Here is a 21182-nt window from a genome sequence, read left to right as displayed (position 1 = left end):
GGGGTGACGGTATGGCTGGCTTGGTGATCCGCGGCGGCCGGGTGGTGGACCCGGCCAGCGGGATGGATTCCGTGGGTGACGTGGCGCTGCTGGACGGCCGGGTGGCCGCCGTCGGCACGGGCCTTCCGGGCGCGGAGCGGGAGATCGACGCGACGGGCCTTGTCGTCGCGCCCGGCTTCATCGACCTGCACGCGCATGGCCAGTCCATCCCCGCCGACCGGATGCAGGCCTTCGACGGGGTGACGACCACGCTGGACCTGGAGGCCGGGGTGATGCCCGTCGCCTCCTGGTACCGGCGCCAGGCGGAGGTGGGGCGCATCCTGAACTACGGCGCCTCGACCAACTGGGCCTTCGCCCGCATCGGCGCCATGGTCGGCACCAACGAGGAATCCTCGCTGGAGGCCTTCGGCCGCGCCATGCGCGACAAGCGCTGGATGGACAACATCGCGACCGAGGCGGAGGTCGCGGGCATCCTGGAGCGTATCGACCAGGGCCTGTCGGAGGGCGGCATCGGCATCGGCATCCTCAACGCCTATGCCCCCGGTGCGGGGGTGCAGGAGCTGACGGCGCTGTGCCAGCTCGCCGCCTCGCGCAACGTGCCGACCTTCACCCACGTTGCCTACATGGCGCGCATCGACCCGAAGAGCGCGGCGGAGGCCTATATCCGCCTGATCGGCTATGCCGGCGCGACCGGCGCGCACATGCACATCTGCCACTTCAACAGCAGCAGCAAGACGGACATTGCCCGCTGCTTCGAGATCGTGCGCAAGGCGCAGCTCCAGGGCCTGCCGATCACGGTGGAGGCGTATCCGTACGGCACCGGCTCCACCGTGCTGGCGGCCGCTTTCTTCAGCGACCCGGCCTTCGAGGACCGCAACGGCCTCGGCTATGATTCCGTGCAGCGCGTGACCGACGGCCACCGCTTCCGCGACCGCGAGGAGTTGCTCGCGGCGCAGGCCGAGGACCCGTCGCAGCTCGTGCTCTGGCACGTCCTCGACACGGAGCACAACGAGCGCCACCGCGCGCTGCTGGACATGGCCGTGCTCTACCCGGACGGCGCCATCGCCTCCGACGCCATGCCCTGGACCATGCCGGATGGCAGCGTCTACACGGGCGATGCCTGGCCGCTGCCGGAGGAGGCCACCTCCCACCCGCGCTCGGCCGGCTGCTTCACGCGCTTCCTGCGCCACTGGGTGCGCGAGCGCGAGGCGCTGCCGCTGATCGAGGGCATCCGCAAGTGCTCGCTGATCCCGGCGCAGATCCTGGAGGCCAGCACGCCCGCCATGCTGGGCAAGGGCCGGCTGACCGTCGGCGCCGACGCGGATGTGGTGGTGTTCGACGCCCAGACGCTGACCGACCGCGCCGAGTTCACCGCCATGAACCGCCCCGCCGAGGGCGTGCGGCACCTGATCGTCAGCGGCGAACCGGTGATCGCGGACGGGGTGATGGACGTGGCGGCGCGGCCCGGCCGGCCGGTGCGGCGGCCCAGCACGGCGCGCTGATGGCGGGCCCGCCCGTCCCCGTCCTGTTGATCACCGGCTTCCTGGGGGCAGGCAAGACGACGGTGGTGAACCGCCTGCTGGCCGACGCCGGGGGAAAGCGGATCGCCGCCGTGGTCAACGATTTCGGCGCCATCAACATCGATGCGGAGCTGGTCGCGGGCGCCGTGGACGGGGTTGTCAGCCTGTCCAACGGCTGCATCTGCTGCTCGCTGGAGGGCGACCTGCTGCGGACGCTGGCCATGCTGCTGCGGCGCGAGCCGCGGCCCGAGGCGATCGTCATCGAGACCAGCGGCGTCGCCGATCCCGGCGACATCGTGCGCAACCTGATGGACCCGGTGGTCTGGAAGGAGGCGCCGCTGGAGACGGTGCTCTGCGTGGTGGACGCCGCCGCCCCCGCCGCCTCGCTGGACGACCCGCTGCTGCGCGCGCAGCTCCGCGCCGCTGACATCGTGGCGCTGAGCAAGACCGACCTCGCCGACCCGGCCGCGCAGCAACGCGTGCATGCCGCCGTGAAGGCGATCCGCCCGGCATCCGTGGTGGTCGAGGCGCCGCAGGGCGCCGTGCCCCCGGCGCTGCTCTTTCCGGACGATCCGGTGCGCCCGCCGGCGCCACGGGATCCCGGCCGGCCGCGCCCGGCGGCAGAGCGGTTCGAGAGCCTGTCCTGGACCTCCGACCACCTGCTCTCCCTGCCCCGGCTGCAACAGGTCATCGGCCGGCTGGCGCCGCGCCTCACCCGGGCCAAGGGACTGTTCGAAACGGCGGACCCGCCCGGCCGCCGCTTCCTGTTCCAGCTCGCCGGCGGCCGCGCGACTCTGGCGCCGGCCGGGCCGCCGCCCCCTGGCATGCCGCGCGCGCGGATCGTCCTCATTGCGGAGCTCGGCGCGTTGTCACAGTCCGAGGCCGCAGAGGCCCTGACGGGCTGCGTGGCCCCGCCGCCAGGGTGAGGCAGGTGCGGCGCTTGTCGTGCGCCGCTGGACCGTGGGCGGCGCTGCCTCCCTCGCGCCCTCGCCGCATGGGCCAAGGGCCCCGCTGTCGCGCTCGATGATCCGGCGTGGAGCCGGGAGGGGACGCTGTCCCCTCCCGGACCCTCCCCTGCCGGGGCCACAAGCGGGCCCCGGTCCCCGCTGGGAGTTGGTTCTGTGCGGTGGGCGTCAGCCTGCGGGCTCAACCCTGAAGGAGCGCGGACAGGCGGGATCCTGGAAAAGATAGAGGGCGTCCGCGAGCGCGGACACCGTACCCGCCGAGGAGCATGGCTCCTCGGCGCCTCGACCCCGTATCCGGCTGTCCCGCGGCAGCGCTGATTGGGTCCAGGGCCCGCAGGGTCCTGGCGGAGGGGGGGTACGGGGGCGAGGCAGCGCCTTGCCCCCGGGCCACGGGTACCACGCTGCGACGGGTTGGCGCATCACGCCGCGTGTATGAGATCAGCGAGCGAAGAGACCGTCCGCATACGGGGCGCTGCGATCGGTGCGCATACATCTTTCCGCCATCACCTTCGCCCACGCATATGGGCCTGGGGGCTACACCCCATGTCACTGTGAAAGGTGCGGCGCCGCCAAGCCGGGGGGCGCTGCGATGGTTTCCCAGGTCACGGTCCCCCTCGCAGCTTGGCAGATACTCGACATAAATTGCCGGTTCATCGAAAGACGTCCAGGGGTCGTCGGGACTAGCTTCGGCCCGGGATCGCGAACGCCCTTTCCCCTATCCCGCCACGAGGAAACCGCCATTGGCTCACCTCGACAGCCGAGGCTTGCCGCTTTCGACCGACTCCGCCCGCGCCGCCGGGCGCTACCGTGAGGGCGTGGACCTGATGCTCTCCACCTGGCCGGGTGCGGCCGAGGCGCTGGAGGAGGCGGTCGCGGCCGATCCGGACTTCGCCCTCGCCCACGCGGCTCGCGCCCGCGCGCATGCCATGCGTTCCGAGCCCGCCGCCGCCCGAGCGCGGATCGCGACGGCCGTCGAGCTGGCGGCGCGCCGCGGCACGGAGCGGGAGCGGAGCCATGTCGAGATCCTCTCCCTCGTCCTCGGCGGGCGGACGGCGGAGGCGATCGGGCGGGTGTCCGCCCACGCCGATACCTGGCCGCGGGACGTGGTCATCCTGTCCCTGCCGCTCGGCGCCTTCGGTCTGCTCGCCTTCTCCGGCCGGGCGGACCACGACCAGGCGCGGGTGGATCTCTGCGAACGCCACGCCGGCCACTTCGCGGCCGATGACTGGTGGTTCCTCACCTACCGCGGCTGGTCGCATGCCGAGAACGGAACCGTGGCCTACGGCCGCGACCTCGTCCAGCGCGGCTTCGACCTTCGCCCCAGGAACGCCAACGCGGCGCACGCCCTGTCGCACGCCCTGTACGAGGGCGGCGCCAACGACGAGGCCGACCGGCTGATCCAGGCCTGGCTGCCGACCTACGACCGCTCCGGCATCCTCCATGGCCACATCGCCTGGCACGCGGCGCTCGCCGCGCTGGAGCACGGGGACACGGAGCGGGCCCTCGCCATCTACGGCGAGCACGTCCAGCCCTCCGCCTCGACCGGCAACGCCGTGAACGTCGTCAGCGACACCGCCTCCTTCCTGTGGCGCCTGCAGGCCTATGGCCACGCGGTGCCGGAAGGGCTGTGGCAGGCGGCCGCGGCCTATGCGGCGCCGTCCTTCCCTGACGCGGGCTTCGCCTTCGCGGACGTGCACATGGCGCTGCTGGCGGCAGCAACGGGGGACAAGGTGGGGCTGGAGCGGCGCATCGCGTCCCTGACGGGGATGATCGAGGCCGGGACGCTGGCCGCGGGGCCGGTGGTTCCCGCCATCTGCCGCGCCGCCCTCGCCTTCGCCGAGGCGGACCATGCGGGGTGCGTGCGCATCCTGGAGCCGGTCGCGTCCGAGGTGGTGCGGATCGGCGGCAGCGGCGCGCAGCGCGAGCTGATGGACGACATGCTGCTGCTCGCCCTGATGCGGAGCGGCCAGTCCGCCAGGGCCGGCAGGCTGCTGGACCGCCGCCTCCACCGCCGCCCCTCGCCGCGCGACAAGGCCTGGCACGGCCTTCTGGCGGCATGAGAGAGACCATGTCCCGAGCCCACGCCACCCCCACCGAAGCCGCGCCCGCGGCCGCCCTCAGCCAGGAGCGGGGCAACGTCCTGCGGCTCGCGATCGCGCAGGCCCTCGCCGGCGCGAACGCGACGGTCGTCTACGCCACGGGCGCGGTCGTGGGCAGCATGCTCGCGCCCAGCCCCGCGCTGGCCACCCTGCCGATCTCGATCTTCGTGGTGGGGATGGCGGCCTGCACCCTGCCGTCGGGGATGATCGCGCAGCGTCACGGCCGCCGCGCCGCCTTCCTGACGGGAACGGGGAGCGGCATGCTCGCCGGGCTCCTTGCGGCGCTGGCGATCGTGCTCGGCTCCTTCTGGCTGTTCTGCGCGGCGACCTTCCTCGGGGGCGCCTATGCCGCCGTGGTGCTGTCCTTCCGCTTCGCCGCCGCCGACTGCGCGCCACCGGCACGGCGGCCCCGGGCGCTGTCGGCGGTGATGGCGGGCGGGGTGTTCGCCGGGGTCATCGGGCCGCAGCTCGTCACCCACACCATGGACCTGTGGCTGCCCCACGTCTTCGCGGCCAGCTTCGTCGCCCAGGCGGGGGTGGCCGCGCTCTCCGCGCTCGTCCTGCTTGGCGTGCGGCTTCCCAGGCCGACGGCGGCGGAGGTGGCGGGCGGGCGGCCGCTCGGCGTCATCATGCGCCAGCCGCGCTTCATCGCCGCCGTGATCTGCGGTGTGGTGTCCTACCTGCTGATGAACTTCCTCATGACCTCGGCACCGCTGGCGATGCGGATGTGCGGGCTGTCCCAGGGGGATGCGAACCTCGGCCTGCAATGGCACGTCATCGCCATGTACGGCCCGAGCTTCTTCACCGGCCGCCTGATCACCCGCTTCGGCGCGCCCCGCGTGGTGACGGCGGGACTGGTCCTGACGGCGGCCTCCGCCGCAGTCGGGCTGACGGGCGTGGACGTGGCGCATTTCTGGGGGACGCTGGTGCTGCTCGGCATCGGCTGGAACTTCGGCTTCGTCGGCGCCTCGGCGATGGTGCTGGAGTGCCACCGCCCCGAGGAGAAGGCACGGGTGCAGTCGTTCAACGACTTCGCCGTGTTCGGCACGATGGCCGTCGGGTCCTTCCTGTCGGGCGGGCTCCTGTCCTCCTATGGGTGGAACACGGTGCTCTGGCTGTCCTTCGCGCCCGTGGCCCTTGCGGTGGTGGCCCTGGTTGCTACGGGGCCGGCGCGTTCCGGCCGGGCGGGCTAGGGCCATGCGAGCCCGGGTCGCCATCGTCGGGGGGCCTCGCCGGCCCCCACGCCATGCGGGCGCTGCGCGAGCGGGACAGACCTCCTCCCCCCTCGAGGCCCGCGACCGGTCTGCCGCTGAACCCGCAGGGCTTCGCCGGCATACCGCCCTGACTGGCGCTGAACACCGCCACCTCCTTCGTCACCAACACGAACTGGCAGTCCTACAGCGGCGATTGGACCGGGCTGTCGGCTGGCTACGTAGAGTTCGTTGAACCCGGCACAGGCATCGGCCTGGAGGATCCCCGCATAGCCAGCACGCGCTAGGAGCCTGTCAGGAATTTTGTGTGAGGGTCGGTTGAGGAACCCTCAGCCATCGAGGAAGCGTTCGCCGAAGACGATGGCGAACTGCGTCCTGGCGGCCTTCCATTCGCGCGGTGGCATCTTCCAGTCACCCTTAGCCAGTTCAGACGCTTCTGTTAGACGTTCTTAGCTCGACTTTGGCCATCACGCGGCGTGGCAGATGGCATAGGCCAAGGCGCGTTGTAGGGCTGGGCGGGGTTTTGCGCTGTGGGTGCTGCGCCGCGCCGGGCGATGATGAGAACTATGTCTACTCCATAACCCTCTAAGGCCCTCCTTTTGCAAGATGGTGAACCGCGCCGGGTTTGGCGGAGGCTCCAACCGTTGAGAGGATGGAGCGATGACGGCGAAGAAGACGGCGGCGAGCTACTCGCCTGAGGTTCGGGAGCGGTCGGTGCGGCTGGTGCTGGACGGCGCCGGGGAGCATGGCTCGCAATGGGCGGCGATTGGCTCGATCGCGGCGAAGATCGGCTGCACGGCGGAGACGCTGCGTCGCTGGGTCCGGCAGGCCGAGCGTGACCGCGGCAAGCGTGCCGGGCCCACGAGCGAGGATCGGGATCGCATCAAGGCGCTGGAGCGGGAGAACCGCGAGCTGCGCCAGGCGAACGAGATCCTGCGCAAGGCATCAGCGTATTTTGCCCTGGCGGAGCTCGACCGCCGGTCGAAGCCATGATCGCCTTCATCGACGATCATCGGGGCGTGTACGGGGTCGAGTCGATCTGCCGGGTTCTGCCGATCGCCCCGTCCACCTACCACGCCCATGCCGCGCGCCGCGCCGATCCCACTCTGGGCTCGGCCAGGTCGCAGCGGGACAGCATGCTGCGGGCGGAGGTGCGGCGGGTCCACGCCGAGAACTTCGGCGTCTACGGCGTGCGGAAGGTCTGGCGCCAGCTCGGCCGCGAGGGGACGTCGGTCGCCCGCTGCACGGTGGCGCGGCTGATGCGCCAGATGGGCCTGCGCGGCGTGGTGCGTGGCAAGGAGACCAGGACGACGGTGCCCGACAAGGGCGCGCCATGCCCGGCCGACCGGGTAAACCGGCAGTTCCTGGCGCCGCGGCCGAACCTGCTCTGGGTGTCGGACTTCACCTACGTCGCGACCTGGCAGGGCTTCGTCTACGTCGCCTTCGTCATCGACACCTTCGCGCGGCGGATCGTCGGCTGGCGGGTGTCGCGCACCTCCCATGCTGGCTTCGTCCTGGATGCCCTGGAGCAGGCGCTGCATGACCGGCGGCCTGTCCAGGGCATGGGGCTGATCCATCACAGCGATCGCGGGGTCCAATACGTGTCTATCCGCTACACCGAGCGCCTGGCGGAAGCGGGCATCGAGCCGTCGGTCGGCAGCGTCGGCGACAGCTACGACAACGCGCTGGCCGAGAGCGTCATCGGCCTGTTCAAGACCGAGGTCATTCGGCGCCGCGGCCCGTGGCGCAGCCTGGAGGGCGTCGAGTTCGCCACCCTCGAATGGGTGGACTGGTTCAACAACCGCCGCCTCCTCGAGCCGATCGGAAACATCCCGCCCGCCGAGGCGGAGGCGCGCTACTATGCCGCCCAGGAGGCCATAGCCCTGGCGGCCTGACTCACGCCAAACAGCCTCCGCCAAACCCGGCGCGGTTCAGACGACAAGACTGCCCTTCGCGAGATGCTGGCGAAAGGCTCGGATGCGACGTTCCTACGGGAGATGATCGGCTTTGCGGCCGAGCGGTTGATGGAGCTGGAGGTGGGTGAGTTGACGGGAGCGGCCCACGGTGAACGCAGCCCCGACCGGCTGGTCCAGCGCAACGGCTACCGCGAGCGGGACTGGCAGACCCGGGCGGGAACGGTGGAGCTGCGGATCCCGAAGCTTCGGCGGGGGAGCTACTTCCCGGCCTTTCTGGAGCCCCGGCGGCTGGCGGAGAAGGCGCTGACGGCGGTGATCCAGGAGGCCTACGTCCCCGGCATCTCGACCCGCTCGGTGGACGACCTCGTCAAGGCGATGGGGATGGAGGGCATCAGCAGGAGCGGGGTCTCGCGGCTTTGCGTCGAGATTGACGAGCGGGTCCGGGACTTCCTGGCCCGGCCCATCGAGGGCGACTGGCCCTACCTCTGGTTGGACGCGACCTACGTGAAGGTCAGGGAGGCCGGACGGATCGTCTCGGTGGCCGTGACCATCGCGGTGGGCGTGAACGCCGACGGGCGACGCGAGGTGCTGGGGATGGCGGTGGGGGCCTCGGAGGCCGAGACCTTCTGGCTCGACTTCCTTCGGACCCTCAGGCGGCGTGGCTTGGCAGGCGTGCGCCTTGTCATCTCCGATGCCCACGAGGGCCTCAAGGCCGCCGTGACGAAAGTGCTCCGGGCGACCTGGCAGCGCTGCCGCGTCCATTTCGGCCGAAACGCGCTCGCGCATGCCGGGAAGACCCAGCGCCGCATCGTCTCCGCCTGGATTGGCACCGCCTACGCCCAAGAGGATGCCGCGGCGGCCCACGCCCAGTGGCGCACCGTCGCCGATCAACTTCGCCCGAAGGTCCCCCGCCTCGCCGCCCTGATGGACGCGGCCGAGGAGGATGTCCTGGCGTTCATGGACTTCCCCGCCGCCCATCGGGCCAAGCTCCACAGCACCAATCCCATCGAGCGGCTGAATGGCGAGATCAAGCGCCGCACCGACGTGGTCGGCATATTCCCGAACGAGGCTGCGGCCGTCCGCCTCATCGGCGCAATCCTGCTGGAGCAGTCCGACGAATGGGCCACCCAGCGCGCCCGTTACATGACGCTGGAAACCATCGGCACCGTCAGCAACACTCCCCACGTCAGCCTGTCCGCCGTGACCGCCTGACCCGCCCGCCCAACCCGCCGGAGACCATCGCTCCTACACCACGCGTTGAGACACGACCTACCCAGTCAACCCGCTCCGCCGCCTCTCCTCAGCTCAAATGGCCAAAGTCGAGCTTACTATAAGCGCGTTTTATATCAGTGACGCAGAATCGCGCTGGTGCGCCCTTGAAGCATGACCCTACGCTTTCGGGAGAAGACGGGGGCTCTGCATGCGTGAGGCGGCGAGGTTCGAGTTCAACGAGTCGGTCGAGGCCCGGTCGCAAATCAGTTTCGCAGCCCGACCCTACATCGTCGATTCGACGATCCGGAGCCTGCAGTCCGGCGTATCCGGCAGCGGCCATACTGCGCGCGACCTCGTCGACATTGGCTGCGCGCTGGACGAACTGGGCGTGCGCGAGCTGATCGTGAACCTGAGCTGGAAGGACGGCATCGCCGCCTGCGAGGGTCTCGCCGCGCGCGGCCTGAAGCAGGCGAAGATCGTCGGGACGTTCCGCGCGCGCCACCCGATGGCGGCGGAATGGGCGCGGCAGGGCATGGCGGCCGGCTGCGACGAGATCTGCTTCGAATCCGCCTCGGGCGGCGATCATCTGAAACGGCTCGCCGACCCCGTGCTGAGTGGCAACAAGGCCGTCTCGCACGGCTTCGCCGAGGACTACCCCTATCCGGAGGTGGTCGAGCTCGTCCGCGCCGGGGTGGCCCTGGGCTGCCAGAGCCAGAGCTTCCATGACAGCTACTTCCGCTTCGCCCTGACGCCGGAGGGCGCCAAGGCTTTCTACCGCGCGGTACGGCGCGACGTGCCGGATTGCCCGCCGCTCTACGTCCACCTGTCCAACTTCTACGGCAACGCCACCATGACGGCGGCCGCGGCGCTCGCGGCGGGGGCGGATGCGGCCGATGTCTGCATGAACGGGATCGGCCATCACTGCGGCCATATCCAGATGTCCGAACTGGTGACGGTGCTGGCCGCGCTTTACCACGTCGATGTCGGCATCCGCCTGGACCGGTTGAAGGCCGTGTCCGACCTGGTGCGGGAACGCACCGGCGTGCCGCTGCCGCTGCACAGCCCGGTGGTGGGCGAGAACGGCTTCATGATCGACGGGGCCTATTGGGCGGCGGAGGCGAACATCCCCTATGAGGAACGCATCCACGCCAAGTTTCCCATCCCGCCGGTCGCCGTGGGCAATTGCGAGACGGTGGTGTGGGCGCCCGGCACGATCAACAACGGGGCCGTGCGCGCGCGTCTGCGCAGCATGGGCCTCGACGAGGCTTTCATCCCTGATGCCGTGGTGGAGCGGATCATCCGGGACCTGGAGGCGACCCTGCGCCAGCGCAATGCCTATCCGGCCTGGATGACCGACGGGGAGTTCGAGCAGCTCTGCCGCGACGCGGTCCGCCACGGCGCGGCCATCGGCTGATGCTGATCGCCGGGGCCGTCGTCCTGACCGTCGACGGCGACAACACGATCCTCGAGCCGGGCTGGGTCCGGCTGCGGGACGGTGCCATCGCCGAGGTCTCCGCGGCGCCGCTAGCGGCCGAGGCGGGGGAGGAGGTCGTCGACGCCTCCGGCAGGCTGCTGATGCCGGGCCTCGTCAACACCCACGTCCACCTGTTCCAGACGTTGCTCCGCGGCGTCTACGAGGAGCGTCCCCTCGCGGTCTACCTGGACTACATCTACCGCAGCGGCGTGGAGCTGACGCCCGAGGACAGCCGCCTCTCCGCGATGCTGGGCAGCCTGGAATCCCTCCGCGCCGGCGCGACCACCCTGCTGGACCACCACTTCCTCAACCGTATCCCGGAGCTGGCGGAGGCCACGATCGACGGTATGCTGGCGGTCGGCATCCGTGCCGGCCTGGCCCGCACCGTCATGGACATGGGCGAGGGCATTCCCGACGCGGTGAAGGAGACGCCGGAGGCGGGGCTGCGCTGCGTCGACGCCCTGCTCCGGCGCCATGCCGAGGACTGCCGCTGCGGCCGGGTGACGATCATGACGGGCCCGAACACGGCCGGCGTCAACGCCTCCGCCGAAGCGGTCACCGCCACGCGCGACTTCGCCCGGCTGCGCGGTATCCGGCGTAGCTCGCATGTCGCGGAGTACAAGGGGGCGGTCGAGCAGGTGCGCCGGCGCTACGGCCAGGAGGGCGTGGTGGAGTGGCTGCACAGCCTGGATGCCATCGGTCCGGACCTGCTGGCGGTGCATGCGGTCCAGGTGCAGCCGGGCGAGGTGGACCACCTGGCGAAGGGTGGTGCCTCCGTGTCGCACAACCCCTTCTCCAACCTGTTCTGCGGCGACCGCAACGCCCCCGTGAGCGACTACCTCGCCGCGGGCATCCCCGTCGGCTTCGGCACGGATGGCGGGGCCAACAACAACGCGCAGGGCATCCTCGACACGCTGCGGATCACCCGCTTGCTGCAACGCGCGCATCCGACCGCGCCCGAGGCGATCACCCCGGAACGGGCCATCCGGATGGCGACCATCGAGGGCGCGCGCGCCCTGGGGCTCGACCACCTGATCGGCAGCATCGAGCCGGGCAAGCGGGGCGACCTGATCCTGCTGGACTACGAGGTGCTGCCGCATACCGTGCCGACGCACGACGTCACGATCCAGCTCGTGCATTCGATGAAGGGCAGCGACGTCCGCACCGTCTGGGTCGATGGCAGGATGGTGATGCGGGACCGCGTGGTGCTGACGGTCGACGAGCCCGCGGTGCTCAGTGCCGCGGCCGCGGCCGGGCACGCGCTGGTGCGGCGCCTGGGCTAGGGAAGGCGTCGTGGCACACGAGGCGCAGGGCCCGCAGGAACTGATCCGACAGGCGCGAGAGTGGCCTCGCCTCCAGGGACATGGCGCAGGCCGGCAGGTCGATGGCGGGCAGGAACGGGCGGATCACGATCTGTCGCCGCGTTTCCGCCGCCGCCGAGAAGGGATCGACGACCGCGACGCCCAGGCCCTGGTCGACCAGCATGCAGGCGGTCGCGCCGTGACGCACCTCGATGCCCGGCCGGTATTCCACCCCCGCGGCATCGAAGGCGGCGCGCACCATGCCGCCCAGCCGCGCCGCGCTCTCGATGCCCACCAGGGGCTCCCGGGCCAGGTCGGCCGCCGGGATGGCCGCCTGCCGAGCGAGCGCATGGCCGACCGGCAGCGCCGCCACCATGGCACCGCTGGCCAGTACCTCCGTCCGGATGCCGGGGCGCGGCGGCGGCGCGACCGCCAGGCCGAGCTCGGCGAAGCCGCTTTCGAGCATCTCGACCACCCCCTCGGTCGATGCCACCTCGAAATAGACCTGCACGTCGGGCCGGCTTGCCTTGAAGCCGGACAGCGCCCGGGCACCCAGCACCTGCGCCACCGCCTGGGTGGACAGGATGCGCAGATGGCCGCGGCGGCTGTGCCGCAGGTCCTGCACCTTCACCGCCAGCGCCCTGGCCATGGCCTGGAGCGGTTCGGTGTCGTGGTACAGGACCATGGCCTCGCGCGTGGGCACCAGCCGGTTGCCGAGCCGTTCGAACAGGGTCAGCCCCGTCTGCGCCTCCATGTGCTTGATGGCGGCGCTGACGGCGGGCTGCGTGATGCCGAGCTCGAAGGCCGCCGCCACCGTCGTGCGGCAGCGCATGACCGCACAGAAGATTTCCATCTGCCGCAGGTTCATGCCGTGCCGGGCAGCAAGAATCGGTCCATGCCCCTCGCCGCCCGCCCGCCTCGCCATGGACGGCGAGGCTGGCATGTCCCTTGCGTGCCGGCCGGGCCGGTCCTGCGCGGGCGCCCATGGCACGGCGCCGCGGTCGAAGGCTGAGACGCATGCACACCATCGCCCGACGTCCCGCCGCCCCCGGCTCCGTCCCCTCCCGGCGCAACGGCTGCAGCCCCGAGGAATGGGCCGTGCGGGTGGACCTCGCCGCCGCCTATCGGCTGGTGGCCCTCTACGGCATGGACGACCTGGTCCAGACCCACATCTCCGCGCGCATCCCGGGCAAGCCCGGCCACTTCCTGATCAACCCCTTCGGCTGGCTGTTCAGCGAGATCACCGCCTCCAGCCTGATCGAGATCGACGGCAGCGGGCAGAACACCGACCGCGCCTTCGGCGACTTGAACTATGCGGGCTTCGTGATCCACGGCGCGGTGCACGAGGCGCGCCCGGACGTCGACTGCGTCATGCACACGCACAGCCAAGCCGGCATCGCCGTCTCCGTCCTGTCGGAGGGGCTGCTGCCGCTGAGCCAGTGGTCGATGCTCTTCCACAACCGTCTCGGTTGCCACGCCTATGAAGGCGTCGCGCTGGAGCTGGGCGAGCGCGAGCGCATCGAAGCCGATCTCGGCCCGCACCATGCCCTGCTGCTGCGCAACCACGGCCTGCTGACCGCCGGACGGTCTGTCGCGCACGCCTTCTACCTCATGTACTACCTGGACCGGGCCTGCCGCGTGCAGATGCAGGTCCTCGCCACGGGGCGGCCGCTGGAGATCCCGGACCCCGACACCTGCGAGCGTGCCGCCCGGCAGTTCGAGGACGATCCCGTGCCCATGGGACAGCGCGAATGGCCGGCGCTTCTGCGCGAACTCGACCGGGTCGACCCCGGCTTCCGCCTGTGAGCGGCGCGAGAGGCCCCGCGCGCCGCCCTGCCCCGACCGGGAGATGCCGGCTCCCCCTTTCCCCAGACGCAGCGGAGGACCCGTCCTTGCCCAGCAACCTGCCCAGGCTCAGCCGCCGACAGACCCTGCTCGCCGCCGGCGCCCTGGCCCCGGCTTCGGCGATGGCCCAGGGCCGCCCCCTCGGTGGCGGCACCGTGCCGTCCAACATCGTGCTGTGCGGCACGAGCCTGACCCTGGCCCCCTTCTCCTTCATCAACGAGAAGGGGGACAGCGTCGGCTTCGAGCTCGATATCCTGACGGCCGTGGGACAGAAGCTGGGCATCGAGTTCCGTTACGTCCGCGTGCCATTCTCGCAGAACTTCACCTCGCTCAACGCGGGCATCTTCCGGATCAGCGCCGCCTCCGCCTTCATGACCTGCCCGCGGCTGCTGAACCCGCAGGGTGTCGGCGAGTACACCGTCCCGACCTATGCCTCGGGCCAGTCGATCTCGACGCGCCCGGACCTCGCGCCGCGCATCAAGTCGATGCGCGATCTCGCCGGTCTGAAGGTCGGAATCGAATCCATCGGCTCCACCTCCGACAAGCTGGCCGACGAGACGCTCAAGACCGTCCGCTTCGAGAAGGTCGTGTTCCCCGACAACCCCTCCCTGTTCCTCGCGCTGGAGCAGCGGCGCATCGATGCCGCCGTCCAGAGCGAGTTCCCGGCCCTTTGGCAGACCCGGGGCAATCCCGCCGTGGTCCTGGCCGCGCGCGTGCCCGAGACCTACTTCCCCGTCGGCTATCTGCTGCGCCAGGGCGATCCGCTCCGCGAGGAGGTGAACCGCGCGATCGACGCGCTGAAGGGCGAGGGCAAGCTGGCCGAGATCTATCGCCAGTGGTTCCAGGCCGACCCCGATCCGGACGGTCCGACGGTGAAGGTGGTTCCCACGGTCACGGCCCAGAGCCGCGGCTGCGCGGCGTGATGCGGGCGGACGGCCGCCGGCGCGGCATGGCGCCCCCCTGGCGCCGCGGCCGCCGTGGCCGTCCCCGGGCCCCGACCGCAGCACGAGGCGACGGGAGGACGGCATGACCCGCCTCCTCGCCTACCTTGATCCGACGCCGGTCTGGCAGTTCCGCAGCCTGCTGCTCGAGGGCTTGGCCAACACGGTGGCGCTGGCCCTGTGCACGCTGGTGCTCGCCATCCCGCCGGCGCTGGCCATCGCGCTCGGCCGGCGCCATGGCCCGGCATGGCTGGCCACCCCGCTGACGGGGCTGGTCTGGCTGGCGCGCAGCGTGCCGGCCGTGATGCTGGTGGTCTTCATCTACCTGGCCCTGCCCTTCGTCGGGCCGGCCTTCAGCGCCTTCGCCTCGACGCTGATCGCCCTGACCGTCGCCCAGACGGTCTACTTCTCCGAGGTCTTCCGGGGCGCGCTCGCGGCCATCGGCCAGGGCCAGTGGGATGCGGCCCACAGCCTGGGCATGGCGCCGCTGCATATCCTCGCCCGCGTGATCGGGCCGCAGGCGGCCGTGGTGGGCGCGGCCCCCTTCGCCTCCAGCCTCGTGCTGCTGGTGCAGAACACCTCCATCGCCTCGGCCATCGCCCTGACGGACCTGACCCAGGCGGCGCTGGCCGTGCAGAACATGACCACGCAGCCCTCGCCGCTCGTGGCCGCGGGCCTGGGCTACCTCGCCATCATCCTGCCCCTGGTCCGACTGACGCGCCGCTGGGAACGGCGGGTCGCGCGGGCGTTCTGATGGAGGAGCTGGCACGCCACTTCCTGAACGGCGAGGCGCTCTGGCGGGCCCGGATCGTGCTGGGGGAAGGCGCGCTGGGCACCCTTCGTCTCGGCCTCGCCGTGCTGGTCCTCGCACCCCTCGCCGGCGCGCTGGTCTTCGTCCTGTCCAGCCTGCCGAGCCGCCTCCTCCGCGCCGCGCTGGAATGGTACGTCGACGTGATGCGGGCCCTGCCGCTTCTGGTCCTGCTGGTGCTCTCCTACTACGTGCTGCTGCCGCTGCTCGGCCTGTCGATCGACCCCTTCGTGGCCAGCGCCGTCGCCTTCGCCCTGAAGCACGGCGCCTCCTTCGCCGAGATCTACCGCGCGGGCTTCCTCGGCCTGGACCGGGGGCAGCGGCTCGCCGCGGACGCGATGGGCCTCTCGCCCTGGCAGCGGCTGCGCCATGTCGTCCTGCCGCAGGTCGCGCTGATCATGCTCCCCTCGCTGACCAGCCAGGCGACGCTGGTGCTGCGCGACCTGCCTCTGGCCTTCGTCATCGGCTACTTCGAGATTCTGACCAGCGCCCGGGCCGCGCAGGTCTTCACGCGCAACTCCACGCCCCTGGTCGGCGCGGTCGCCGCCTATGCCGTCCTGCTGCTGCTGCTGCAATGGGCGGCCAGTCACGCCGAGCGCTTTGCCCGGCGGAGGATGGAGGCGTGATGCCGGCCCCCCTCCTGCGGCTGCGCGGGCTGCGGCGCGTGCTCGGCGGCCAGCCCGTCCTGCGGGGCATCGACCTGGACCTCCCGGACGGGCAGGTGCTCGCGATCCTCGGTCCCTCCGGGGGCGGCAAGTCCACCCTGCTGCGCTGCATGAACCTGCTCGACCGCCCCGACGACGGCAGCGTCGCCTTCGAGGGGCAGGAGCTGACCCGCCTGTCCGGACCGCAGCTGCGCAGGGCCCGGTCCCGGATCGGGATGGTCTTCCAGCTCTTCCATCTCTTCCCGCACCTCACCGCCCGCCAGAACGTCGCGATGGCGCCGACCCTGACGCAGGGCATGGGCCGGGAGGAGGCGGAGCAGCAGGCGGAGGCGACGCTGGCGCGGGTCGGGCTGGCGCACAAGGCCGACGCCTATCCGCGCCACCTCTCCGGCGGGCAGCAGCAGCGCGTCGCCATCGCCCGTGCCATGGCCATGCGGCCGCGGCTCATGCTGTTCGACGAGCCCACCTCCGCCCTGGATGTGGAGATGGTGTCGGAGGTGCTGCAGGTCATGCGCGACCTGGTCGCCGACGGGATGACCATGGTGGTCGTCAGCCACGAGCTGGGCTTCGTGCGCAGCGCGGCGGACCGCGTCATCTTCCTGGCCGGTGGGGAGATCGTCGAGGACCGCCCGGCGCGCGGCTTCCTGGACGACCCACGCGAGGCGAGGTCACGGCAATTTCTCTCTGCCGTGCTGCGCCACTGACGCCGGCGCAGCGCCCAGTACCCACCCCTGCCCGAGGGAACGAGGAACGGATGACGAAGCAGGTCCTGCCAAGTGCTCCCGACGTCCTGGCCGATACGATGCGATCCCTCGCCGAGCGGGCCGGGCGGTCGAAGACGGATCGCCGCCGCTTCCTGGCCGGCCTCGCGGCGCTGGGGCTGCTGCCCGCCGCCGCCGCGGCCCAGGAGGCGAAGCAGGTCGTGCTGGCGAACTGGGGCGGCGATTCCATCCGCCACTTCCAGTCCATTTTCGGCGATCCCTTCACCCGCGACACCGGCACGCGGGTGCTGATCGACGGCTCCGGCCCCTCCGCCGGCCGCATCCGCGCCATGGTCGAGGCCGGGCGCGTCACCTGGGATGTCTGCGACAGCTCCGTCGCGAACAGCGTCATCCTGGGCCGCCAGGGCCTGGTGCAGCGCATCGACTACAGCCGCGTCGACCGGAACGCCGTCTTCCCGGAATTCGCCTACGAGTTCTGCGTTGCGGCCTACCTCTTCAGCAACGTGCTGACATGGGACACTGGCCGCTTCAGCGGGCGGGCGCCGCAGGGCTGGGCGGATTTCTGGAACGTCCGCGACTTCCCCGGCAAGCGCACCATGCGGCGGGACCTGCAGGGCGCCTTCGAGATCGCCCTGCTCGCCGACGGCGTGCCGATGGACCGCCTCTACCCCCTCGACGAGAAGCGCGCGCTGGCGAAGCTGCGGGAACTCAAGCCACACGTCATCTTCTGGACCACGGCCGCGGAGAGCCAGACCCTCCTCCGGGAAGGCGAGGCGACGATGGGCTGCCTGTGGAGCACGCGTGCGGCCCAGCTCGGCCGCGACACGCGCGGCAGGGTCCGCTTCACGCTCAACCAGGGCCAGATCATCCCCGGCGTCTGGGTGGTGCCGAGCGCCAATCCCGGCGGTTCGCTCGCCTTCGACTTCATCCGGTCGATGCAGGACCCGGAGCGCCAGGCCGCCCTGTTCCGCGCCTGGGATCTGGCGCCGGCCAACCCGGCGGGAGGCGCGCTCGTCCCGGAGGACATGGCGGAGGTCAACCTGGCGAGTGCCGCCAACCGCAGCCGGCAGTTCCCGATCGACGCGCAATGGTACATTGACCATCAGGAGCGGTTGCAGCCGATCTTCCTCGACCTGATCTCCTCCTGACGGATGGGCTCCCTCCGTTCGGACAGGGCAGACTGGCTCCTGGTGGCGCCGACGCTGCTCTTCTGCGCCGCCTTCTACCTCGCCCCCCTGCTGGAGCTGTTGCAGCTCTCCGTGACGGAACCGCATCCCGGCCTGGGCAACTACGCGCTGCTCTGGGACAGCGCGCCGATCCAGCGTGCGCTGCTCACCACCCTGCGCCTCGGCACGGTCACCACCCTCGTCGCCGTGGCGCTCGGCTACCTGCTGGCCTATGCCATCCTGGGCGCGCCCGAGCGGCAGGCGCGGCTCATGCTGTTCTGCGTGTTGCTGCCCTTCTGGCTGTCGGTCCTGGCCAGGGCCTTTGCCTGGGTGATGCTGCTGCGCCGGGAAGGGATGGTGAACGCGCTGCTTCTGGGCAGCGGGCTGGTGTCGGAGCCCCTAGCCCTGGTCCGGAACGAGACCGGCGTGCTGATCGGCATGGTGCACTACATGGTGCCCTACGCCGTGCTGCCACTGCTGGCCAACATGCGCGGCATCGACCGCCGCCATGTCGCCGCGGCGCGTGGGCTCGGCGCCGGTCCCTTCACCGCCTTCCGCCGCGTCTTCCTGCCGCAGACTCTGCCCGGCCTGGTCACGGCGGCCGTGCTGGTCTTCGTCTTCTCGCTCGGCTTCTACGTCACCCCGGCGATCTTGGGCGGCGGGCGGACGATGATGATCGCCGAGCTGATCGCCTGGAACGTGCAGGAGCTGCTGCGCTGGGGCGTGGCCGCCATGCTGGCGACCTCGCTGCTGCTGACCGTGGGCCTCGCGATCGGCGCCGCCTCCCGCTGGGTCGATCCGCGCCGCCTCCTCGGCGCATCGTGAGCCGCGTCGCGGCCGTCCGGATGGCGGCGTGGCTCGTGCTCGGCTTCCTCGTGCTGCCGATGCTGGTGGTGGTGCCCGTCTCACTCACCGACCAGCGCTTCCTCTCGCTTCCCGAGGAGCGCGTTTCGCTGCAGCACTACCGTGCCCTCTGGGAGAACGCGCTGTGGTCCGGCGCCATCCTGCGAAGCTTCCTCTGCGCGGCCGCGGCGACGCTGCTGGCCCTGGCGCTGGGGGTGCCCAGCGCCGTCGCCTTCTGGCGGATCGCCTCGCGGCTGGGCGAGGTCCTGCGCATCCTGGTGCTGCTGCCCATCGTCGTGCCGGGCATCGTTAGCGCCGTGGCGCTGTATCGGCATCTGGCGCGGCTGGGCCTGGTCGACACCTATGCCGGCGTGGTCCTGGCCCATACCTTGACCAGCCTTCCCTTCGTGATGATCGCCGCCTCCGCCAGCCTCGCCAACATGGATGCGCGGCTGGAGAGGGCGGCCCGCGGGCTCGGCGCGGGGCGGTGGCAGACGCTGTGGTGGGTGACGCTGCCGCAGATCCGCCCCGGCATCCTCGCCGGGGCGGCCCTGGCCTTCGTCTCGGCCTGGGACGAGACGGTGGTGACGCTCTTCATCACCGGCCTGAACGTCTACCTGCTGCCGCGCGCCATCTGGGACGGCATCCGCGACAATGTGGATCCGGCCATCGCGGCCGTCGCCACCCTCATGATCCTCGCCACCGCCCTGGGCCTGCTGGCCGAGGGGTGGCTCCGCCGCCGGAGAGGCCCGCAGCCATGACTCTCAGCCCCGCCCAGTCCTTCGCGCGCGACTGGATCGCGGCGAACGGGGATCGGATCTCGGCCGACCACATGGCGATCTGGCACCTGCATGAGCCCGCCTGGCGGGAGTACCGCTCCGCAGCCTGGTACGTGGAGCGGCTAAGGGCGGAGGGCTTCACCGTCGAGAACCCGTCCTGCGGCATGCCCACGGCCTTCATCGCACGCTACGGCGAGGGTGGGCCGGTGTTGGGGGCGCACGCGGAATACGATGCGGTGCCGGGGCAGAGCCAGGAGCCCGTGCCCTTCCGCAAGCCGCGCGAGGGGCTGCACTGGGCCGCGGCGGGACATACCGACCCGCATTCCGCGCTCGGAATCGGAGCGCTGTCGGGCATGCTGGCGGCGAAGGCCGCGAAGGACCGGTTCGGCCTGCCGGGCACTCTCGTCCTCTTCGGCGAGCCGGCGGAGAAGGTCTGCGGCGCCAAGGCGGTGCATGCGCTGAACGGCGCCTATGACGGTCTGGATGCGATGCTGTCCTTCCACCCGCACTACCTGCCGGGGCTGGCCAACAGCGTCGTCTGGGACACGCATTGCGGCTGCTACTGGAGCAAGATCTACACCTTTACCTGCTTCGAGCCGGAAAGCTGGCTGGGTGCTGCGGCCGATGGCGGACGGGCCCAGCCGGTCTACAACACCGCGGCCGTCGCCCGGGCGCCGGGCGCGACCGATGCGCTCGTCATGATGTACACGGTCAGCAAGCTGACGCGCGAAAGCATGCTCACGCATGACGGCCGCTGGACCCTGAACGAGGCGATCCTGGCGGCGGGCGATGCCTGCGCCGACAACCACGCGCCGCGCTTCGCGCAGATCCAGTACGCCTGGCGCGTGACGACACTGGAGATGGCGGAGCGCATCGAGCGGGTGCTGGACCAGAACGCCGCCGCGGCCGCGCTCGCGACGCATTGCCGCTGGCGCGCGGACTGGGTGGCGAAGGTGCGCCACGGCATCCCGAACCATGCCCTGGCCCGCTTCACCATGGATGTCTTCCGCGATTGCGGCCCACCCTCCTGGGGCGAGGAGGCTCTGGGCTTCGCCCGCCGAATTCTGGGCAATTTGGGATTGCCGGAGGTGGCCGACCCGCTGCTTCCTGAAATCTCCGTCCTGCAGGATCCGGAGGAGGGAGAGCGGCAGTTGCGGCGCACCCTGCCGGAGTGGCAGCGCAACTACACCTCGGACGACTATACCGAATACACGTGGCATGTCCCGACGGTGCGGCTGTTCGTCGGCCGCCCCATGCTTCGCCCCTTGCAGCCGGGCTTCCGCTATCCGGACTGGGCGCGCAATGCGATGGGCGGCGTGCCGGCGATGATGGACCCGATGATCTGCAAGGCGGGCGAGGTGATCGGCTCCACGCTGGTGGGCCTGATGCAGAATCCCTGCATTCTCGGCGCCGCCAGGGCCGAGTTCGCCGAACGCACGGGCGGAGGCCATGGTGGCAGCCGATGGGTGGCGCCCCTGTTGCCGGCTGGCTTTCGCCCCCCGATCGACTGGCCCTGGCCCGAATATGTCGAGACCGTCCGGGGCCATGGGTGGAACAAGCCGATGCTGCCACCGGGCTGGGAGCCATCCCCAGCAGCCTCGGCGGAAGGGGACGCCGGCAGGGCTATGCGTCCAGCTAATGAGACCTGTGCGCGGATTGCCCTGATGCGTGGGTGCGGCGAGGCTGGGGACGGTTGCTGAGCGAGTTTGCGCTGG

At 71.0% G+C, this 21182-nt stretch carries 17 protein-coding genes, 1 pseudogene and 1 other annotated feature; of the genes and pseudogenes, 17 read left to right on the top strand and 1 reads right to left on the bottom strand.

Going from position 1 to position 21182, the window contains the following annotated elements:
• The first annotated feature begins 11 nt into the window (after positions 1-11).
• The 8 genes and pseudogenes from LPC08_RS21360 (at position 12) to LPC08_RS21320 (ending at position 11680) form a co-directional block, all read left to right on the top strand.
• Positions 12-1502 carry an amidohydrolase family protein gene (locus LPC08_RS21360; RefSeq protein ID WP_230450246.1) on the top strand — a complete coding sequence of 497 codons (1491 nt, stop codon included), beginning with the start codon at positions 12-14 and terminating at the stop codon, positions 1500-1502.
• On the top strand, positions 1502-2446 hold the full coding sequence (locus tag LPC08_RS21355) for a CobW family GTP-binding protein (RefSeq protein WP_230450245.1): 945 nt from the start codon (positions 1502-1504) through the stop codon (positions 2444-2446). The genes LPC08_RS21360 and LPC08_RS21355 overlap by 1 nt, the downstream gene beginning before the upstream one ends.
• Before the next feature lie 779 nt (positions 2447-3225).
• On the top strand, positions 3226-4545 hold the full coding sequence (locus tag LPC08_RS21350) for a tetratricopeptide repeat protein (RefSeq protein WP_230450244.1): 1320 nt from the start codon (positions 3226-3228) through the stop codon (positions 4543-4545).
• 8 nt (positions 4546-4553) lie between these two features.
• Positions 4554-5777, top strand: a complete 1224-nt coding sequence (locus LPC08_RS21345) for an MFS transporter (RefSeq protein WP_230450243.1) — start codon at positions 4554-4556, stop codon at positions 5775-5777.
• 678 nt (positions 5778-6455) lie between these two features.
• A protein-coding gene (locus LPC08_RS21335) for an IS3 family transposase (protein ID WP_230449651.1) occupies positions 6456-7690 on the top strand; the annotation gives its coding sequence in 2 pieces (ribosomal slippage) (positions 6456-6750 and positions 6750-7690; 1236 coding nt in all).
• Positions 6743-6859 (top strand) — a sequence feature (AL1L pseudoknot). It overlaps the preceding gene by 117 nt.
• A gap of 36 nt (positions 7691-7726) precedes the next feature.
• Positions 7727-8923: pseudogene (locus LPC08_RS21330) on the top strand (IS256 family transposase); the annotation flags it as partial.
• A gap of 208 nt (positions 8924-9131) precedes the next feature.
• Positions 9132-10337, top strand: coding sequence for a hydroxymethylglutaryl-CoA lyase-like TIM-barrel protein (locus tag LPC08_RS21325; RefSeq protein ID WP_230450241.1), 1206 nt, complete (start codon positions 9132-9134; stop codon positions 10335-10337).
• Positions 10337-11680 carry an amidohydrolase family protein gene (locus tag LPC08_RS21320; protein WP_230450240.1) on the top strand — a complete coding sequence of 448 codons (1344 nt, stop codon included), beginning with the start codon at positions 10337-10339 and terminating at the stop codon, positions 11678-11680. Before LPC08_RS21325 ends, LPC08_RS21320 begins: the two co-directional genes overlap by 1 nt.
• Here the strand turns inward: LPC08_RS21320 and LPC08_RS21315 are convergent.
• On the bottom strand, positions 11631-12551 hold the full coding sequence (locus tag LPC08_RS21315; RefSeq protein ID WP_230450239.1) for a LysR family transcriptional regulator: 921 nt from the start codon (positions 12549-12551) through the stop codon (positions 11631-11633). The genes LPC08_RS21320 and LPC08_RS21315 overlap by 50 nt on opposite strands.
• Positions 12552-12715: 164 nt before the next feature.
• Between LPC08_RS21315 and LPC08_RS21310 the strand changes: the two genes are divergently transcribed.
• The 9 genes from LPC08_RS21310 (at position 12716) to LPC08_RS21270 (ending at position 21167) form a co-directional block, all read left to right on the top strand.
• Positions 12716-13504, top strand: a complete 789-nt coding sequence (locus LPC08_RS21310) for a class II aldolase/adducin family protein (RefSeq protein WP_230450238.1) — start codon at positions 12716-12718, stop codon at positions 13502-13504.
• Between the two features lie 86 nt (positions 13505-13590).
• Positions 13591-14466 carry a substrate-binding periplasmic protein gene (locus LPC08_RS21305; RefSeq protein WP_230450237.1) on the top strand — a complete coding sequence of 292 codons (876 nt, stop codon included), beginning with the start codon at positions 13591-13593 and terminating at the stop codon, positions 14464-14466.
• 103 nt (positions 14467-14569) lie between these two features.
• Positions 14570-15238, top strand: coding sequence for an amino acid ABC transporter permease (locus LPC08_RS21300; protein ID WP_230450236.1), 669 nt, complete (start codon positions 14570-14572; stop codon positions 15236-15238).
• Positions 15238-15918, top strand: a complete 681-nt coding sequence (locus tag LPC08_RS21295) for an ABC transporter permease subunit (RefSeq protein ID WP_230450235.1) — start codon at positions 15238-15240, stop codon at positions 15916-15918. Before LPC08_RS21300 ends, LPC08_RS21295 begins: the two co-directional genes overlap by 1 nt.
• Positions 15918-16661, top strand: coding sequence for an amino acid ABC transporter ATP-binding protein (locus tag LPC08_RS21290; RefSeq protein ID WP_230450234.1), 744 nt, complete (start codon positions 15918-15920; stop codon positions 16659-16661). Before LPC08_RS21295 ends, LPC08_RS21290 begins: the two co-directional genes overlap by 1 nt.
• A gap of 50 nt (positions 16662-16711) precedes the next feature.
• The gene (locus tag LPC08_RS21285; protein WP_230450233.1) at positions 16712-17827 is read left to right on the top strand and encodes an ABC transporter substrate-binding protein; all 1116 of its coding nucleotides are present in this window, start codon (positions 16712-16714) and stop codon (positions 17825-17827) included.
• A gap of 42 nt (positions 17828-17869) precedes the next feature.
• Positions 17870-18670, top strand: coding sequence for an ABC transporter permease (locus LPC08_RS21280; RefSeq protein ID WP_230450232.1), 801 nt, complete (start codon positions 17870-17872; stop codon positions 18668-18670).
• A complete protein-coding gene (locus LPC08_RS21275; RefSeq protein WP_230450231.1) occupies positions 18667-19449 on the top strand; it encodes an ABC transporter permease in 783 nt (260 codons plus the stop codon). Before LPC08_RS21280 ends, LPC08_RS21275 begins: the two co-directional genes overlap by 4 nt.
• Entirely contained in the window at positions 19446-21167 is a 1722-nt protein-coding gene (locus tag LPC08_RS21270; protein WP_230450230.1) for a M20/M25/M40 family metallo-hydrolase, read from the top strand. The genes LPC08_RS21275 and LPC08_RS21270 overlap by 4 nt, the downstream gene beginning before the upstream one ends.
• Positions 21168-21182: the final 15 nt, after the last annotated feature.

The organism is Roseomonas sp. OT10 (genome assembly GCF_020991085.1).
GTDB classification, from domain to species: Bacteria; Pseudomonadota; Alphaproteobacteria; order Acetobacterales; family Acetobacteraceae; genus Roseomonas; species Roseomonas cutis.
This window is presented reverse-complemented; position numbering and strand designations above follow the sequence as displayed.

Bases quoted from the DNA above. Each gene is read 5' to 3' on its own strand.
- LPC08_RS21285 (WP_230450233.1), top strand. From the start codon at position 16,712: ATGACGAAGCAGGTCCTGCCAAGTGCTCCCGACGTCCTGGCCGATACG.
- LPC08_RS21315 (WP_230450239.1), bottom strand. From the start codon at position 12,551: ATGGAAATCTTCTGTGCGGTCATGCGCTGCCGCACGACGGTGGCGGCG.
- LPC08_RS21325 (WP_230450241.1), top strand. From the start codon at position 9,132: ATGCGTGAGGCGGCGAGGTTCGAGTTCAACGAGTCGGTCGAGGCCCGG.
- LPC08_RS21360 (WP_230450246.1), top strand. From the start codon at position 12: ATGGCTGGCTTGGTGATCCGCGGCGGCCGGGTGGTGGACCCGGCCAGC.
- LPC08_RS21345 (WP_230450243.1), top strand. From the start codon at position 4,554: ATGTCCCGAGCCCACGCCACCCCCACCGAAGCCGCGCCCGCGGCCGCC.
- LPC08_RS21295 (WP_230450235.1), top strand. From the start codon at position 15,238: ATGGAGGAGCTGGCACGCCACTTCCTGAACGGCGAGGCGCTCTGGCGG.
- LPC08_RS21310 (WP_230450238.1), top strand. From the start codon at position 12,716: ATGCACACCATCGCCCGACGTCCCGCCGCCCCCGGCTCCGTCCCCTCC.
- LPC08_RS21290 (WP_230450234.1), top strand. From the start codon at position 15,918: ATGCCGGCCCCCCTCCTGCGGCTGCGCGGGCTGCGGCGCGTGCTCGGC.
- LPC08_RS21355 (WP_230450245.1), top strand. From the start codon at position 1,502: ATGGCGGGCCCGCCCGTCCCCGTCCTGTTGATCACCGGCTTCCTGGGG.
- LPC08_RS21320 (WP_230450240.1), top strand. From the start codon at position 10,337: ATGCTGATCGCCGGGGCCGTCGTCCTGACCGTCGACGGCGACAACACG.
- LPC08_RS21270 (WP_230450230.1), top strand. From the start codon at position 19,446: ATGACTCTCAGCCCCGCCCAGTCCTTCGCGCGCGACTGGATCGCGGCG.
- LPC08_RS21300 (WP_230450236.1), top strand. From the start codon at position 14,570: ATGACCCGCCTCCTCGCCTACCTTGATCCGACGCCGGTCTGGCAGTTC.